Source organism: Nitrococcus mobilis Nb-231 (genome assembly GCF_000153205.1).
In the GTDB taxonomy this organism is placed as follows: domain Bacteria; phylum Pseudomonadota; class Gammaproteobacteria; order Nitrococcales; family Nitrococcaceae; genus Nitrococcus; species Nitrococcus mobilis.
In genome coordinates this window covers 42,533-59,481 of the sequence record NZ_CH672427.1, presented here as the reverse complement: position 1 = coordinate 59,481, position 16,949 = coordinate 42,533, and the positions used below count along the sequence as shown (strand labels likewise).

General features: G+C 60.1%; 12 protein-coding genes. 7 read left to right on the top strand and 5 right to left on the bottom strand.

What is annotated here, in order from left to right:
- The first annotated feature begins 17 nt into the window (after window positions 1-17).
- Entirely contained in the window at window positions 18-2,051 is a 2,034-nt protein-coding gene (locus tag NB231_RS00280; protein WP_004998608.1) for a CocE/NonD family hydrolase, read from the top strand.
- Between the two features lie 71 nt (window positions 2,052-2,122).
- Here NB231_RS00280 and NB231_RS00275 read toward each other — a convergent pair whose 3' ends face one another.
- The gene (locus tag NB231_RS00275; RefSeq protein ID WP_004998606.1) at window positions 2,123-3,169 is read right to left on the bottom strand and encodes a D-alanine--D-alanine ligase family protein; all 1,047 of its coding nucleotides are present in this window, start codon (window positions 3,167-3,169) and stop codon (window positions 2,123-2,125) included.
- A gap of 384 nt (window positions 3,170-3,553) precedes the next feature.
- Here NB231_RS00275 and NB231_RS16510 point away from each other — a divergent pair, with 384 nt between their 5' ends.
- Together NB231_RS16510 and NB231_RS00265 are read left to right on the top strand one after the other, a co-directional pair.
- Window positions 3,554-6,079 (top strand): mechanosensitive ion channel domain-containing protein, encoded by a 2,526-nt coding sequence (locus NB231_RS16510; protein WP_004998604.1) that lies wholly within the window; start codon window positions 3,554-3,556, stop codon window positions 6,077-6,079.
- A 71-nt stretch (window positions 6,080-6,150) separates the two neighbouring features.
- Complete coding sequence (locus NB231_RS00265; protein ID WP_004998601.1) at window positions 6,151-6,855, top strand: DUF1614 domain-containing protein; 705 nt, start codon at window positions 6,151-6,153, stop codon at window positions 6,853-6,855.
- Between the two features lie 16 nt (window positions 6,856-6,871).
- On the opposite strand, the gene hpnA is transcribed toward NB231_RS00265, so the two are convergent.
- Window positions 6,872-7,864 (bottom strand): hopanoid-associated sugar epimerase, encoded by a 993-nt coding sequence (gene hpnA / locus NB231_RS00260; protein WP_004998600.1) that lies wholly within the window; start codon window positions 7,862-7,864, stop codon window positions 6,872-6,874.
- An 811-nt stretch (window positions 7,865-8,675) separates the two neighbouring features.
- Here hpnA and NB231_RS18890 point away from each other — a divergent pair.
- The 3 genes from NB231_RS18890 to NB231_RS00240 all read left to right on the top strand — a co-directional run bounded on the left by NB231_RS18890 (window position 8,676) and on the right by NB231_RS00240 (window position 12,674).
- Complete coding sequence (locus NB231_RS18890; RefSeq protein WP_198007204.1) at window positions 8,676-9,104, top strand: hypothetical protein; 429 nt, start codon at window positions 8,676-8,678, stop codon at window positions 9,102-9,104.
- Between the two features lie 57 nt (window positions 9,105-9,161).
- Window positions 9,162-11,846 carry an MMPL family transporter gene (locus NB231_RS00245; protein ID WP_004998588.1) on the top strand — a complete coding sequence of 895 codons (2,685 nt, stop codon included), beginning with the start codon at window positions 9,162-9,164 and terminating at the stop codon, window positions 11,844-11,846.
- Window positions 11,847-11,936: 90 nt separating this feature from the next.
- Window positions 11,937-12,674 carry a ferredoxin--NADP reductase gene (locus NB231_RS00240; RefSeq protein ID WP_004998586.1) on the top strand — a complete coding sequence of 246 codons (738 nt, stop codon included), beginning with the start codon at window positions 11,937-11,939 and terminating at the stop codon, window positions 12,672-12,674.
- 184 nt (window positions 12,675-12,858) lie between these two features.
- Here the strand turns inward: NB231_RS00240 and NB231_RS19290 are convergent, their stop codons facing one another.
- Window positions 12,859-13,086 carry a hypothetical protein gene (locus NB231_RS19290; RefSeq protein WP_232210353.1) on the bottom strand — a complete coding sequence of 76 codons (228 nt, stop codon included), beginning with the start codon at window positions 13,084-13,086 and terminating at the stop codon, window positions 12,859-12,861.
- A 283-nt stretch (window positions 13,087-13,369) separates the two neighbouring features.
- Here NB231_RS19290 and NB231_RS16505 point away from each other — a divergent pair, with 283 nt between their 5' ends.
- Window positions 13,370-14,206: a TrmB family transcriptional regulator gene (locus NB231_RS16505; RefSeq protein WP_004998577.1), complete on the top strand. Its 837-nt coding sequence runs from the start codon at window positions 13,370-13,372 to the stop codon at window positions 14,204-14,206.
- Window positions 14,207-14,431: 225 nt separating this feature from the next.
- On the opposite strand, the gene NB231_RS00225 is transcribed toward NB231_RS16505, so the two are convergent.
- Complete coding sequence (locus tag NB231_RS00225) at window positions 14,432-15,886, bottom strand: serine/threonine protein kinase (protein WP_004998575.1); 1,455 nt, start codon at window positions 15,884-15,886, stop codon at window positions 14,432-14,434.
- 171 nt (window positions 15,887-16,057) lie between these two features.
- A complete protein-coding gene (locus NB231_RS00220; protein ID WP_004998572.1) occupies window positions 16,058-16,936 on the bottom strand; it encodes a c-type heme family protein in 879 nt (292 codons plus the stop codon).
- Window positions 16,937-16,949: the final 13 nt, after the last annotated feature.

Genomic DNA, 16,949 nt, shown 5'->3' with positions numbered 1-16,949 from the left:
GGTAGGCGAGGCGCTCCATGGAAATCATGAAATCCTTTCCGCGCCAGGTGCGGGTGATCGAAAATCTCTGGATCCCTTTGTCCGATGGCTGCCGGTTGGCCGCCCGCATCTGGCTGCCGGCCGATGCCGAGACGCACCCCGTGCCGGCGATCCTCGAATACATTCCCTATCGCAAACGGGACTTCACACGGCTGCGTGATGAGCCGCTGCATCATTATTTCGCCGGCCACGGCTACGCCTCGATCCGGTTGGATCTGCGCGGCTCCGGGGACTCCGACGGCGTGCTCCGCGACGAGTATCTCAGGCAGGAACAAGACGATGCGGTGGAGGCCATTGCCTGGATCGCCGCCCAGCCTTGGTGCAGCGGCGAACTGGGCATGATCGGGATCTCCTGGGGCGGATTCAACGCGTTGCAAGTCGCTGCGCGGCAACCACCGCCCCTCAAAGCCATCATCACGCTGTGCTCCACCGATGATCGCTACGCCGACGATGCCCATTATATGGGCGGCTGCCTGCTCAACGAGAACCTCACTTGGGGTTCGGTGTTGCTCTCTTACAACGCCTATCCTCCCGACCCTAAAATCGTCGGCGAGCGTTGGCGCGACATGTGGCGGCAACGCCTCGAGCAAGCCGTGTTGTTTCCCGAGATCTGGCTGCACCATCAGCAGCGCGACGACTATTGGAAGCATGGCTCGGTCTGCGAGGATTTCTCCGCCATCGCATGCCCGGTATACGCGATCGGGGGCTGGGCCGATGGCTATACCAGTGCCATCCCCCGCCTCATGGAGGGCCTTGAGGTGCCCCGCAAGGCGCTCGTAGGACCATGGTCGCATGCGCTGCCCCATGATGCCCTGCCCGGCCCCAGCATCGGCTTCTTCCAGGAAGCCATCCGCTGGTGGGATCACTGGCTCAAGGGCCTTGATACGGGGGTCATGGATGAGCCGATGTATCGCGCCTGGATGCAGGAGTGGGTTCCCCCGGCCCCCTTCTATGAGGAGCGGCCCGGACGCTGGGTCGCCGAAGACAGCTGGCCTTCGAGCCGAATCCGGCACCGGCGCTGGTATCTGGATGTGCACGGCTTACGGGACGAACCGGGTGCCGAGCTGCAATTCACGTTGCGCTCCCCGCAAACGACCGGGCTCGGTGCCGGCGATTGGTGCGGATTCGGCGGTGAAGGCGAAATGCCCGCCGATCAGCGGGAGGACGACGGCAAATCGTTGGTGTTCGACACGGAGGCGCTGGAGAAAGGTTTCGAGATCCTCGGCGCACCCGTCGTGACGCTGGAGCTTGCCGTCGACCGGCCGATCGCTTTCGTGGCGGTACGGCTCAACGACGTCGCACCGGACGGCGCGGCCATGCGGGTCACCTACGGCGTTCTCAATCTGACCCATCGCGACAGCCATGAACACGCGCGGCCGCTGGAACCGGGTCGACGCTACCGCGTATCGGTCCAGCTCAACGACATCGCTCACGCCTTCCCGGCCGGTCACATCATCCGCGTGGCGGTGTCCACCAGCTATTGGCCGGTGGTATGGCCGGCGCCACAGCCGATCACGCTGAGCGTCTTCACGGCCGCCAGCTGGCTCGATCTCCCGGTACGTCCGCCGCGCCCGGAGGATGAGGCATTGCACACCTTCGAACGCCCGGCACGGGCCCCGGCCCCCGAGCATACACCGCTGCGCATGACTCAAGTGCAACGCACGCTCGAGCGCGATCTCACCAGCAACGAGACGGTATATACCACCTTTAGTGACGGAGGCGATTTCGCGGGCGCCTCGCTCGCTCATCTGCCCGACATCGACCTGGTCGTGGGTTACACCATACGCAAGATCTTTCGCATCCAGGACGATGATCCGCTCTCGGCACGCGCCCAGATCGAGCAGCAGACGGTGCTGCGGCGCAGCGGCTGGGCGACCCGCATCGATTGCCATACCGAGCTCTTCGCTGATCGGGAGGCATTTCGAATCCGAGCTCGGCTCGAGTGCTATGAAGAGGAGACACGCTTTTTCTCTCGGCAATGGGATCGCAAGATCAAACGCCGGCTCGTCTAGACGCCCGGCTAATCGGACTTGCCATCCAGGCAGCAACGCGTACTGCGCGATCCGCCCCACCGAGCGAGCGGCTAATCTTGCGCCACGCCGAGATCAACGCGGCGCATGGCCGCCGCCAAGATCAAGCGCAGCAAATCGGAGTAAGAATAGCCGGCATAACTGGCCATCAAGCTGAGCTTGCCATCCCATGCCCAGGCGGGGTTATGATTTACCTCCAGCAACCTGGGCTCGCCGTCGGCGCCGGCGCGGAAGTCAAAGCGACCGTAGTCACGCAAGCCGAGGCGCTTGAATAGCAGCGTGCAGTACTCATAGAGCCGGCCTCGGGTGACCTCGTCGATCCGTGCCCGGCGAAACCGCAGCTTCTGCCAATAAGGCGAGTCGGGATCGGCCTTGGATGCGTAGGAGAGGATAGGCGGCAGCTCCGGATCCAACCGGCTGTAGTCCACTTCCAACGGCGGCAAGTAGGTGAACCCTTGGCTTGCATTGCCGATCAGCCCAACCGTGTACTCGGTGCCGGTCAGAAAATCCTGAATCAACGCCTCGGGGCGCTCCAGTTCGCCCGCCAACCAATGCAGATAGCGCTCCGCCTCGGCTGCATCGTGCGCCACACAGTCTGCGGTTATACCGAAGCTGCCGTCGCTGAAATTTGGCTTGATCAGGGCAGGATACAGTGCCGGCAGCACGAGCGGGTCGGCCCCGAGGTCCACGAACATTTCGTTGGGCACCGGGATGCCGAGACTCCGCGCCACTACCCGGACGATGGACTTGTCGGTCGCGAGACTCATGCCCACGGGATCGGCACCGCTGTATGAAATATTCAAGATCTCCAACAGCGCCGGAATATTGAGCTCACGAGCAGTGTCGTTGCGAAACCCTACATCGCACAGATTGAACGCCAAGGAAGGAGGGCGTTGCCGCAGATCGTCCAGTAAGGTCGTATGATCATCCAGATACGTAAACGTGAAACCCTCGAGCGCAGCCAAAGCCGTCTTGAGCTGCTCGACGGCGTTTTGCTCCTCTGCCCCGAAGCACGCCCCAATAGCGTAGGCGTACGGCAGACGGGGATCCCCCAGCAACACCGCCACATCGATAGATCGGGTCGAAATACGGGCGGACATAGCCACCTCCAAGGGCGTAAAATGCAGTTGGCCGGATTTTTATTCTTCAACTCATAGCACTCGGCAAACGGGTACCGTAGCGCCTTCTCGATAATACGTGCGCTAAGATCAAAAACGATAGCGAACCAACGCCCTCCTACTACTGTCAAGAAGCACCAGAAGGGTCTGCTGAACTACCTGAGCGTGATCCCTGAAATGTCGGCGAATTGCTCACCAGTTGAGCATTCCGCCCCGTACCTTCTTGCCGCGCTGGCGTACCATTGGGCAGTGATAGTACCCTCCAACGGGCACCACCCAACCTCTAACGGACGAAGCAGTTGTATGGATGCACGCCGCCGCCATGACCACCCTCTTTCAGGACGATTGGGCGCTCTCGGACACGCCGTGAAATGGATTACGCTCGTGCTGCTGTTAGCCCTGCTAGGGATGGGCAGCGCGCTGGGTGAAGAATCGGAGAGCGTGCCGTTCGACCAGCTCCTCAAGAGCTGGAATCAAACCATCGAGCGTGCCCAAGAAGCGCTCGAAAGCGACTTTGCCCGCGTGGAAATGAGCGAAATCAAGGGCGACCTGCAAGCCACGCTGGACTCCGCCCGCAAGGCCCGTGGCCAAGCCATGGCGCAACTGGAGACCGCTAAGCAGCGCCTGGAGAGCCTGACGCCGGTGCCCGCTACCAAGGAATCCAAGGAGCCGGGGGCTACTGAGGCGCCGCCGGCGGAGACGCCGCAGATCGCCGCGCTACGCAAGGAGATGCAAAGCCGTGTGACCAAGCTCAACGCCGAGGTGACCCAGACCAAATTGATCATCGGCCAGGCCAATGATCTCCTGGCATCCATCGCCGGTTGGGAGCAGACGCGCATCCGCTCGGAGATCCTCAAGCGCAACCCCCTGCCCTTTCATCTGCAGATCTGGCAGAAAGCCAGTGTCGATGCCCTGGCGTTTGCCAGACAGGCAATTGAAGCGCCGCGTGCGTGGTGGGATATCCATCGTCTCCAGGACGGTACGTGGCGGCTTCTCGGCCCGCTTATGCTGGTGTTGGTGCTTGGCCTGGGAATCGGTTGGCCGACCCGAATCTGGCTGACGCGGCGCTTTGGCCGTGATGGAGCGGAGCAGGGGCCGACCTACGCCCGGCGCCTTATCGCGGCTCTGGCCGACGGTTTTGCTAACGCCGTCATACCCGCCGCGATCGTCGTGTTGACCTTACTGATCTTGTATCTGCAAGGCGTGCTGACGGGCCTATTCGCTTTGCTGTTTTACTCCGGTGGAACAGCGCTCGCCGCCTTTCTCATGATCATGGGTCTCGTCCGCGCCGCCGCCTCCCCGCATCTGGTTGCCTGGCGGATCGCCCCGGTACAGCCGGCTCATGTCTACCGCCTGCTGGCGGCTATTCGCGGTGTCACCGCAAGCTTGCTGATCGCGTTCGCACTGTTGATTACGGCCTACTACAGCAAAATGCTGACCCCGGAGCTGGAATCGGCCTTTTTCATCATCCAGGTCCCCTTGACGAGTCTGCTTATGATCTGGGCCTTGGCACCCGCCTATTGGGAGACCTCGCTCGCGGAATCTCAGAGCGCCGGTAGCGTAGAGCAAGCCGCCGAGCGTACAGGAGAGCCTTCGGCAACGGACGATAAAGCAGAGCTGACCGCAAGCGAGGAAGAGACCTCCCCTCACTCCTGGTTCGAACGCGGCCGTAAAGCCGGCCGCCTAATCATGCTGCTTACCCCATTCCTTGCGCTGGCGGGCTATGGCAGGCTCGCTTTTTTTATCCAATCGCGGCTGGTGGCCGTCGCGATCCTGTTCGGGTTTGCCCTCCTGCTGCGCTTGGCAATTGGGGAGATGGTCGAGCGCGGACTCACCCGCCGTCGGCTGATGCCAAACGGGGCGGTAAAAAAAGCCGCTGATACGGATCAGCGTAGAATCCGCGGAACCATGTTCTGGATCGGCATGGTGTTGAACCTGCTGATCTTTCTACCGTTGATTTACCTTATTCTATTCATCTGCGGTGTCCCTCCCACAACCTTGCAGCTGTGGATCGGTCAGCTGCTCTCGGGTATCCAGATCGGCAGCATCTCCATCTCCCTGGGTGCAATGCTGCTCGCGACTCTGGTACTGATCGTGGGCGTGATCATCACGAACATTTTCCGACATTGGCTCGCCAATCGTGTGCTGCCCAATACGCGCTTGGATCTCGGCGCCCGCAACTCGATTGCCGCCGCAACCGGCTATCTCGGCGTGGCCATCGTCTTACTGCTCGCCATCTCCACCCTAGGTGTTGATTTCTCAAACCTCGCCCTGGTGGCCGGCGCCCTTGGCGTCGGTATCGGCTTTGGCCTGCAAAACGTAGTTCAGAACTTCGTGGCGGGCCTGCTGATGTTGCTCGAGCGACCCGTCAAGGTTGGTGACTGGATCATCGTCGGCGCGACCGAGGGTACGGTGAAACGCATCTCCGTACGCTCGACCGAAATAGAGACCTTCGATCGCTCCTCCGTGATCGTGCCGAACTCGGAGTTTATTTCCTCACCGGTCACTAATTGGACTTATAAAAATCGCCTAGCGCGGGTGCGCATTCGGGTAGGGGTCGCCTATGGCAGTGATACAAAAAAAGTGGCCGCGATCCTGCTTCACTGCGCCCAAGCGCATCGCCATATCCTGCGCTATCCGCCTGCGGCGGCCTATTTCCTCGCCTTTGGTGATTCTTCGCTGAACTTCGAACTGCGCTGCTACGTCTACGATACCGATTACTATCTACCCACGATCAGCGATCTCCACTTTGCCATCGATGATGCTTTCCGCCAGGAGGGCATCGAGATTCCTTTTCCGCAGCGCGATCTGCATCTGCGCAGCGACAGCCTTGCGCTATCGTCCCAGCAGCAAGAGGCGGAAAAACCTACCGGCAAACAGGTACACCAATAAGCTCAGTGGGCGGCTCAGGTCGGGCTGAGGGGGGGCACAATACGGCAACGCCAACACGTTAGGAATTCCGAATGGATTATTTCCGAGTCGCTCCCGAGTTCCTATATTTGCTTTTTGGTGCGCTCATCGCCGTGCTCATCCTAATCGACGTCAGAGTCCTGCCGAACACCCACTCCCGCGCCGCCGTCAATCGGCGTTATCTATTCATAATGCTGCTCTTGTCGTGGCTCGGCAGTTATATCAACATTCCACTCGCGCACATCCCATCAAGGGGGTATCTGGCAGAGCACGAAACCCTCTTCTTCGGGATGGAATACACCCTACCGGTTATCGTGAATGCGCCCGGCACCGTGCTCGCCATCAATGTCGGTGGCGCACTGATTCCGATCCTGCTCTCCATTTATCTGCTGATCAGGAACAAGCTGTATCTTCTTTCCTTGCTCGGCGTAACGGCGGTAGGCGCGGTGGTTTTGCTGCTGGCTTCCCCTGTGCCGGGAACCGGCATCGCCGTGCCCGTATTAACCCCCCCATTGCTGAGCGCGGCGGTCGCCTTACTCTTGTCCAGAATCTATGCCGCACCGCTCGCTTACATTTGCGGCAGCCTCGGCACTTTGATCGGCGGCGACTTGCTCAACCTGGACCATATTCACAGCCTGGGTACTCCGGTCGCATCGATAGGCGGCGCGGGCCTGTTCGACGGAATTTTCATAACCGGTATGCTCGCCATGACAATCGCCAGCCTCGTGACCAGAGGCCGATCACTGCTCTTTCGATAGCGCCTGGCGATAATTATCATTTGAGGTAGCCTTGCTCCTTGAACCAAAGGATCGCGTCCTCGAGCGCCGCCTCGGCGGGCCGCGGTGAGTAGCCCAGTACGCGCTCGGCTTTGGTGCTGGAAAAGTACATGTGCTTCTTGGCCATGCGGACACCGTTCACGTTGACCCGCGGCTCCCGGCCGCTGACCCGAGCCCAGGCTTCGGCTGCATAAGCGATGGGGAGCACCAAACTATACGGCAGGCGCAGCTTCGGCGGCGGCCGGCCGACGATGGCCGCGATTTGTATCAGTATCTCGCGCAGGCTCATGTTGGTGCCACCTAGGATATAACGCTCCCCCACCTGGCCGTGCTCGAGCGCCAGCAAGTGCCCATGGGCCACGTCGTCCACATGCACGATATTGAGTCCGGTATCGACATAGGCCGGCATTCGGCCGGCCGCCGCATCGAGTACCATACGTCCGGTCGGCGTGGGTTTGAGATCACGTGGTCCGATCGGTGTCGAGGGATTTACAATTACCACCGGCAACCCAGTCGCGCGGATCAAGCGCCTGACCTCCTCTTCGGCCAAGTACTTCGAGCGCTTATAGTGCCCCACCATGTCGACCAGCGTGGCCGGGGTAGCCTCATCGGCGGGCACATGATCGGATCGGATCCCCAAGGTCGCAACGCTGCTGGTATAGACGACCCGCTCGACCCCCGCCTCGAGCGCGGCCGCCAGCATATATCGAGTACCCTCCACGTTGCTGCGATAGAGGGCCCGTGGATCACGGCTCCAGAGCCGGTAATCGGCCGCCGCATGAAACAGCACCCGGCACCCGCGAACCGCCCGTGCGAGCGTGGCTGGCTGCGTGAGGTCGCCGGTGAACACCTCCACGTCGAGCCCCTCGAGGTTGCGTCGGCTGCTGGTCGGCCGAACCAAGACACGCACCTCATGGCCAGCGGCCTGCAGCCTGCGTAACACGGCCGAGCCGACAAAACCACTCGCTCCGGTGAGTAATGTGGGACCCATCGTACGGCGCCACCCTCCTCAGGGTATTGCAATGCCCATCTTATTTTTGCTTGTTTCAGAGTATTGGTGCCGCCCGTGCCAACTCGGCAATAGCAGCTGTACGATCGCACGCGCCGACTCGGCGCGCCAGGTACTGCTTGCGGATCCGATTACCGCCCGAATTTTATGTGTGCTCCGCTACGCCATCTGCTTGTTGGTCATAAGTTATCAGTGTGTTGCACTCATGGCGACCATGTTCTGGCGCGTCAAACAACCGGCCAGACTGCGCAAGAGCGTGGGGCCGCACCCCCGGTCACCGTCCTGAAGCCGCTGTGTGGCGATGAACCTGAGCTCTATACGAGCCTATACGCCTTCTGCGCCCAGAATCACCCCGCTTTCAACTCGTCTACTGTGCTCTCGGATTATCTCGTCGAAACCGTGGTTGCCGAACCCAATTTCGCCCACTTGTGGCAGCACGAAGTACGCTGGTTGCGCACCATCCGCAGGCTACAGCCATGAGGCTATGCACTCAACGCTCCGAGTCACACGGTACCGCTCTGCTTGCTCGGCCCGCTCGCTGGGGGGAGGACAGCCGCCGTTACTGCTGCTGTTGGGGGCTCTCGTTGGGTATGCGCCTTATGCTACATTACGAAGTCGACAAGTTTTCTGGGCGCGGCGAACGAGCGCAGCCGTGGCTGATCCCGATACGGGATATATTGACTTTCACCGCTTGGTGTGCGGGTTTCGGTTCCCGCAGCGTCCGTTGGCGCCGGCGCTGGCTCAACGTTCAAGCGAACGGTTCCGCTCGCAACCGAACGGGAGGGGGATTGCTGTGAGAACGCTGCTCTTGCATCCGTCGCTATTCGACGGCTTTGACGGCGGGGCGGGCGCCCACTATCAGGCAAACTGGGAAATCCGCTCGTTCTGGTGCCCCACCTGGCTCGCCCAGCCAACGGCCCTCCGGCCTGGCAACAAGCTCATCGACGCACCGACTGATGTCCAGGAGCATTTCCCACAGGCCAAGGAAGTCTTTCCCGACGACGACCCTTCCAGGGATTTCAAACCGTGTGCCAAGGAGATCGCCTGCGGGCTCGGCAAGCTCGGAGTCACCCGGCCCTGCAACACCAAAGCAAATGTCCCGTATAAGACTTTGAAGGTCATGCGCGACAATGGATTGCGCCTGCGCGAGGGAGCGGAGTTCATGCGCTTATTGCGCCAACATTGCCAGGCTACCAACACCAGCGCGAGCTCGAGGCATTGATAAGCCCACCGGTCGCGGCCACGTTCATCGACCACGGCATTACCCGGATCGGTTTCCGTGACCTTGGATAAGCCGCAACGGACCGGCCAGCTCATCCGAGCGGCCGGCATTGCCTACGTACGTTGTCTCTGCTGGCTGGTCGACCGCTCCCGCCGCGCGGCGGGGTGGGTATTCTTGGCCGCGGTCCTATCGACCACCGGTTTGGCGTATTTCGTCGCCAACCACTTCGCCATCAATCCCGATACCACCGGTATGCTCTCGCGCGATCTGCCCTTCCAAAAATTGAACGCCGAGTTCAACCGCGCTTTCCCCAATCTGAGCCAGAACATCGTGGTGGTCGTCGACGGGCAAACCGGTGGACTTGCGCGGGAGGCCGCCGAGCGGTTGACTCGCTGGTTCGAACAGCACCCTGACCTGTTCTCAGAAGTGTATCAACCCACGGCTGGGGCATTTTTCACTCAGAACGGCCTGCTGTACCTCGAGCCAACAGCGCTGGACGAGCTCAGCGAGCGGCTCTCTGAGGCCCAGCCACTCCTGGCCCGACTCGCACAGGATCCCAGCCTGCGAGGTCTGTTCACGCTGCTTGGCGAAGCACTCGATCACCAAGCCACCGACAATGAATCACTGCCCGGTCTCGAAACGATTCTCCAGGAGCTCACCCGGACACTCAACGCACTGTCGAGCGGTTCGCATTATCAGCTGTCCTGGGAACGCTTAATGTTCGGTGAGCCACGCGCTCAGCTGGAACGACGGCAACTGATCCTTGCCAAACCACGACCGGAAGCAAACGCCGCCCAGCCCTTTCAGCACGCGATCAGCGCCACCCAGCGGGCCGTGCGCTCCCTAGGGCTGAACCGCGAGCCCGGAGTGCGCGTGCGCCTCACCGGCGAGGCTGTGCTCGACAATGAGCAGCTGCAAACTGCCACGACCGGTATGACGTTCGCCGTTATCCTGTCAATCACGCTGATCATTATCCTTTTGCTGGTTGGCCTGCGTAACTGGCGGTTCGTCTTGGCGACGCTCGTGACGTTGCTCGTCGGTTTGATCTGGACAACGGCTTTCGCCGTTGCCATAGTCGGGCCGTTCAACGTCATCTCCCTTGCTTTCGCGGTATTGTTCGTCGGCATCGGCATCGATTTCGGCATTCAATTTTGCATGCGCTACCGTGAGGACTTCAGCTACACGCATAATCTTCCAACGGCGTTGCGCCTATCAGCGCGCAACATGGGCGGAGCGCTGAGCCTGGCGGCGGTAGCCGCCGCCGCAAGCTTCTACTCGTTCGTGCCGACCAGCTACGCCGGAATCATCGATCTTGGCATCATCGCCGGTACCAGTATGCTGATTGCGCTACTTGCCAATCTCACGCTGCTACCCGCCTTGCTCACACTGCTGGGCACTCATCCGCGCGCAAGTCACTTCAAACAACGGCTAGGCTTCGCCCCGTTACTGCTCAAACGCAGCGCCTGGGGGATCACCCTTGGTGCCGTGCTGGCCGGCCTGGCCGCCATCCCTTGGGCAACACAGGCCGATTTCGATTTCGACCCGATACGTTTACAGGATCCGAATTCGGAAGCCGTCAGCGCCTTACGTTCGCTGCTGACCGAAAGCGAGTACTCGCTCTACACCATCGAATTCATGCAGCCCAATCTTACCGCCGCACGGCAACTGGCCGCGCGTGTCACCGCGCTGCAAGCCGTTGCACAAGCCGTAACGCTGGCGAGTTTCATCCCTGAAGACCAAGCGGATAAGCTTGCTAGAGTTGAGAGTCTGACGGTTATCATTCCGCCATATACCCTCGTTCCACCGGCAACTGACAGTCCCCCCGACCTTACCGAGCTACACTCCGCCTTGAATACCTTTCGCGCTCGCTTGGCCTATTGGCAGGCACACGGAGCGGCCGATTTAGCCGCCCCGCTCACTGGCCTACAGCAGGCGATCGATACTTATCAGACACGCTTTGGCGATAGCCCCGAAAACATCACGGAACTGCAGCGGCGCATCATGCGTACACTGCCCACCGAGCTGAAGCGCCTGAGCCTGGCCCTGCAGGCGCAGGAGATCACCCTCGATAACCTTCCGGCCGAGCTACGCGAGCGCTATCTTACCGCCGACGGCCGGGCCCGAGTGCAAGTTTTTTCGAGCTTGGATCTGAATCAAATTCCGCAGCTGCGCCGTTTCGTCAATCAAGTACAGGCGGTCGGACCACAGGCGATCGGCTTGCCGGTATTGCTGAAGGAGGGAGGTGACGCCGTAATCACGGCCTTTCGTCAAGCTTCTCTCATCGCCGTCGTCGCGATTCTAATCCTATTGCTGGTGGTCTTGCGCAACCCTTGGGATACGCTACTGGCCCTAGCCCCACTGGCGCTCGCCGGACTGTTGACCGTAGGCAGCATGGAAATCCTTGCGATTCCCTTCAATCTGGCCAACATCATCGTTCTGCCGCTCCTGGTCGGTCTGGGTGTCGCCTATGGCATCTACTTCGTGCTGCGCTGGCGCAGTGGCGAGCACATCGGCCAAGTGCTACTGAGCAGTACTCCGACCGCCATCTTGTTCAGCGCGCTGACCACCATGAGTTCCTTCGGTAGCCTGGCGCTCGCTTCCGATCCAGGGGTAGCGATGTTGGGCCGCACGCTGAGCATCGCACTCGGCTGGGTTCTGATTTGCACCCTGATCGTGTTGCCAGCCGTGTTGATGCTGGTTGCACCGCATCGCAACGCTAGTGTAGAGCGTCGTTCTATTTAGCGCTGATATCGGCATCGCTCTTCGCGCGACCGCGCTGCCTTGGTAATGTTATGCTTACATTTTTTATAGTTTGAGGCGGCATTCACGCACATGGCACAGAAACAATTCCAGCTCGTTCTACAAGCAGCTCGCATGATCACTCCACGCGTGCGCGAGCTGACTTTCGTACGCGAAGATCGCAGCCCACTGGACTACACACCGGGGCAGTTCATCACGCTGTTCATCGAATCCGGCGGCGAACGGCTGCGGCGCAGCTACAGCATCGCCAGCATCCCGGGTAGCGAGTCGGAGGAGATACGCATCGCCGCGACCTATGTGGAAGGCGGTCGTGCTACGGCACGATTGTTCAAAATAGAGCCTGGCGAGCGTATCCAAGCCATGGGACCCTTTGGCCGCCTGGTATTGCGTGAAGACCCGCCGGGTCGGTATCTGCTGGTGGCCACCGGCACGGGAGTCACCCCCTACCGGGCAATGCTGCCGGAACTTGAGCGGCGCATCGATTTGGAGGGTTTCCACGTCGAACTGCTGCTCGGTGTGCGCGGCCCAGAAGAACTGATCTATGGCGATGAATTCACCGCGTTCGCGAGCCAATGCAACGCGTTTACCTTTCGCGCCTGTTACAGTCGTGAGCAGCCGGAGCGGGCCGGCGAATTCGAACACAGCGGCTATGTGCAGGGAATATTACCGAACATGGCGCTCAACCCGGAGCGTGATATCGTCTATCTTTGCGGCAATCCGACCATGATCGACGAAGCGACCGCCTTTTTGACCGAGAACGGGTTTTCGATGCGCAACGTGCGGCGGGAGAAATACGTCTCGTCGAATTGATCACTTTTTGCATTCTGCCGCATGAGGCCCCAGCGCGCTCGCTTGGAAAGGCGCTTTGTGGTCGAGCGCTCGCCTCCTGGCAAACGCTTCTTCCCTTTTCCTTTGCGCCACTGCGCCGAGATAACCATTCCACAGCCGTCACACCGCGCCGCTTATCCATGTAGCCCGAGCGCCGTATCGGGCTTCAGTTCAAACCATGGCTACCCGCTACGCCGCCAGCGATGCTCGCGAGTGCCAAGATGAGTAATGCCACGTGCAGATAGTGCATCCGGGCGAGTCGTCGAGCCATATCCCCTTGCGGCGATCCGAACATGACGCGCCGGAGCACCCCGAGCGGAGCCAGGACGAAGAGCATGAGAAAAACAATGTCCACAGAGCAAGCATGGCATGCAGCCACCAGAAACTGGGTCATCGAGCACTCGCCAAAGATCGAGCCGGTAGAGCATCCAAGCACCGGAGGCGCCCACCAGCACAATGGCGCCGCGCACCTGAGGCGCAAACCGGCACTCGATTGCCCGAAAGCCATCCAGCGCGTGCGCTGGATTACGACGTAGCTGCGGCAACAATATCGTGCTGACAAAGGCCGCCCCCGCGAGTCGCAATCCCGAATCCGTCGCTGGCAACCGCAGGGAGTGTCTTGATTCCTCACCTAAATATTTTATAGTGGTTTTGATGATGACTACTATAAGTACGGTATGGAAATCACGCTCGCCCTGCAGAAACTGGGATTCAGCGAATACGAGGCCCGCGCCTACGTGGCGCTGGCGCAGGGCAGCTCACTGAACGGCTACGAAACGGCGCGAGATGCGGGCTTGCCGCGTGCCAATATCTACCCGGTGTTGGAGAAACTGGTACAGCGCGGCGCGGCACGACGCTTCGAAACACGCGATGGGAATCGCTATACCGCTACACTACCCGAGCGCTTGCTCGAGCACATCGAAGCTGGTCAACGGCGCACGCTCACGAGCGCACGCCGGGCGCTGGCTACGCTTAGAGTACCCGCCGAGGTACCGGCGATCTTCAACCTGTCGGGCCGCGGCGAGTTCCTCTCACAGGCCGAGTCCTTGATCGAATCGACCCGTAATACCTTGCTGGTCGCCATTCAACCGCCGGAAGCAACCGCATTGGCGGCATTGTTGGATGAAGCTCGCGCACGCGGCGTCGTTATCACCACGCTGTGCATGGAAAGCTGTCCCACAGAGTGCGGTGGCTGCCAAGGGGATATCTACCGCTACAACCTCGCGCCACCCGGCGCGGCCCGTTGGTGCCTGTTAGTGGCCGACGCCACCCGTATGTTGGCGGCCGCGGCTTGCGAGACCGAGGTGAATGCGATGCTGACCGAGCAACCGCTGATCGTAGAGTTGGCGAGCGCCTACATTCGCCAGTCATTGGCACTCGCCACCCTGGGCGGCGCATTCGGCGAGTGCTTCGAGGGGCTGCTCTCTGTCGAAGCCCGGTGCATTCTCGATTCCCTGTATCCCGAAAACGGGTTCTTGGCGTACATCAAGCGCCTGGCGCAGGAGCCCAATTGACGAGCCGTGTAATAATCGAAACAAACCGAACGCATGATCACACGGCAGCAAGTAGTTAACCCGGAAATTTCATGAATCCGCGCGATGATTAATGATTGTGCAGCTTGTGGATTCACAGGAGTTTTTGTGAAGGAGTGGCGTATCGGTGATTACGGCCGACTGAGCAAAAGCTCCTGTGGATTCAAGGGGCAAGCGAGGGCGTGTGTGATTCATGAATTTTCCGGGTTAAGGCTGTTTACTGAGAAACTGCTTGCGCTCGACTGGATCTTCGATGTGCACCGCAAGGAGTTCATAGAGGTGTCGCAGATTGACGGCTTTGCCCGCGGAACGCTTTACCAGATACGATGCCAGCGGACCGATATAGGTCGCCAGCCGATCCGTGGCGGTGGCCAATTCCTCTAAACTCACGCCGGGCGCACCGCTGTGCTCCGCACGGCGGATGCCCTGTTCTGACGAGCCCGGCGTGCTTTTAGCCTGGCCGTCGGCAGACTCGCGCGTGGGCCAACTCCTGCCTTCTCGAGCGGCCGCCAGCATACTCAGCCAGCGCACTCCTTTGTGCTCGACACTACGCATGAACGCTTTACGCTCGACCTCGCTGGGGATGTGCTTGGTGAGTTTCTCGATGAGCTCATCCAGCGTTCTGGATTTTGCAGCGGTTGCCAAGATCAGTCGCGATGAGACTGGGCCGAGATAACTTGCCAGTTCATCATTGAGCAGATCCGCCGCCTGCGGCGTCAGGTAGTGCGAAAGGTTACTGGCTGAAGTGGGTGCAGCGGCGGTAATCGGCTGTTTAGCGCGCTGCTGGGTAACCCAACGTTTGGTTTTTACGATCGTACTCGCCAACTCCTGCACAGACGACTCATAAACCGCATGAGGCGCCAAAATAGCCTTAAGCTGGCAGGTGAATTCATGCGCACTTCCGAAACGATCCTCCGGATGCGGGGCCAGCGCCGTTGCCAAAAGCTCTCGGAATTGCACCTGCTCGGCCGCCGCCAACTCGCACGGCATCGGCACAGCCGCAAGGTCGGGCGTACCGCCACCACCTTGTATTGGACGTTTGCCACTGACCAGCCTCAGCAGCACCATACCCACCGCATACAGATCGGTGCGGGCGTCGGTCGGCAACCCCCTTCTCGCCTCAGGAGACATATAAATCGGCGTACCGATAATATCGCCGGGTGCAGTCAACTCGGAGGTCTCGAGTTTGGCGATACCGAAGTCGGCCACCTTAACCAACCCGCTCTCCAGCAGGAGAATGTTCGCCGGTTTGATATCGCGGTGGACCACTCCGCATTTGTGGGCATAATCAAGGGCCGCCAATGTCTGCAGGATGATGTCGGCGCTCTGGCGCAACGGCAGCACCTGCTCTGCCTTCAAAAATGAATGCAGATCCAAGCCCTCGACGTACTCCATCACGATGTAGGGTGAATCCTCATTGATGCCGTAGTCGAACACGGTTACGATGTTGAGGTGTACACAGCGCGCCGCTGCGCGGGCCTCTTGCTTGAAGCGCCGCATGAGATCGGAGCCGGCGCTCTGAGCCGCCAAATAAGGATGCATGACCTTGATTGCCACGATGCGATCGATATCCCGATCGTAGCCTTTGTAGACCATGCCCATGCCGCCCTGCCCAATGACGGCTTGGAGCTCGTACTTCCCCACCTTGTCGGGTACCATCATCTCTTCCGGTCGATGTCAGCCGTTGAGTCACCCTCTGGCTTCTCGGCCTCGTCCCCCAAAAAGCTCCCAACCCCCGAGGCCATTCCACCATTCGGTTGCTGGGCAAGAAAAGTGATCCGCGCGGCCCAGCGCTCACCCTCGCCGCACCGTTTTGCAACAGCAACGCCAAGCTTAGCTATCGGTTTCGTCCAACATTTTGACGGCGTTGGCCAGGCTGCGATGCATTCGGTTGAAGGACCGGCCCAGCTGCGCGATTTCATCCTTGCCGCTCACCTCCAGCTCAGCCACATTCAATGCCCCCATGCTGATCTCGGAGGCTTTGCTGGACATCACTTTCACCGGACGAATAATCACGAATTCCAGCATGACGTTCAGCAAGATCGCGACCAGCAGAAAAACCACCACCAGCGCACCGATGAATACGAAGAAGGTATTTCGTGCCCTTTCGAGAGGCACCGACATGGGTACCGTGACGATCTGAGCACCGACGACCTCGCCTTGCTTCCAGCCGAAACCATTGGCCGTGCCGTAGCTGTCGATCATCGTCGGAGGCGCCGTCGACGGCGCGCCATGACAAGTCAAGCAAGCCGGGTTGGTGATCTTGATGGGCCGACTCAAATACATGGCCGGCCCGGTCGCCGTGGAGCGCACACCGATGAGCTCCTTTTCCTCGTTATTGCGAAACCAATTGACGATATCCGCCTCCCACGCGGTCGCCCGGTCCACCGGATTAGTGGGATTCAAAGTGGCCTCCCGATAGCTGTAATCCGGGTACTTTTTCTGTAGCTGCTCGATGTATTTGCGCGCCGAGTAGGCCGGCACGGTTTGTGGTCGGAATTCACGCTTTTGCTGCAGCGCCAGCAAAGGTCGAATTTCCGACACCGTGTACTGCCTCACCGACAGCGCGCTCTGCAGCATGATGCGAGCGGCATCGAGCACCTCGTCCTTGGCCTTCTGCTCGAGAAAGTGATAGCTGAAAAGCGACGCTAAACCGATCCCGACCAGCAAGGCGAGGCTCAGTACCAGATTGAATTTAAGTCGCAGGCTCATGGGTCGTACGTCA

What these genes read in the sequence shown, in the direction of transcription:
- NB231_RS00280 (WP_004998608.1), top strand. Translation starts at nt 18, where the DNA reads ATGGAAATCATGAAATCCTTTCCGCGCCAGGTGCGGGTGATCGAAAAT.
- NB231_RS00275 (WP_004998606.1), bottom strand. Translation starts at nt 3,169, where the DNA reads ATGTCCGCCCGTATTTCGACCCGATCTATCGATGTGGCGGTGTTGCTG.
- NB231_RS00265 (WP_004998601.1), top strand. Translation starts at nt 6,151, where the DNA reads ATGGATTATTTCCGAGTCGCTCCCGAGTTCCTATATTTGCTTTTTGGT.
- hpnA (WP_004998600.1), bottom strand. Translation starts at nt 7,864, where the DNA reads ATGGGTCCCACATTACTCACCGGAGCGAGTGGTTTTGTCGGCTCGGCC.
- NB231_RS00240 (WP_004998586.1), top strand. Translation starts at nt 11,937, where the DNA reads ATGGCACAGAAACAATTCCAGCTCGTTCTACAAGCAGCTCGCATGATC.
- NB231_RS19290 (WP_232210353.1), bottom strand. Translation starts at nt 13,086, where the DNA reads ATGACCCAGTTTCTGGTGGCTGCATGCCATGCTTGCTCTGTGGACATT.
- NB231_RS16505 (WP_004998577.1), top strand. Translation starts at nt 13,370, where the DNA reads ATGGAAATCACGCTCGCCCTGCAGAAACTGGGATTCAGCGAATACGAG.
- NB231_RS00225 (WP_004998575.1), bottom strand. Translation starts at nt 15,886, where the DNA reads ATGATGGTACCCGACAAGGTGGGGAAGTACGAGCTCCAAGCCGTCATT.
- NB231_RS00220 (WP_004998572.1), bottom strand. Translation starts at nt 16,936, where the DNA reads ATGAGCCTGCGACTTAAATTCAATCTGGTACTGAGCCTCGCCTTGCTG.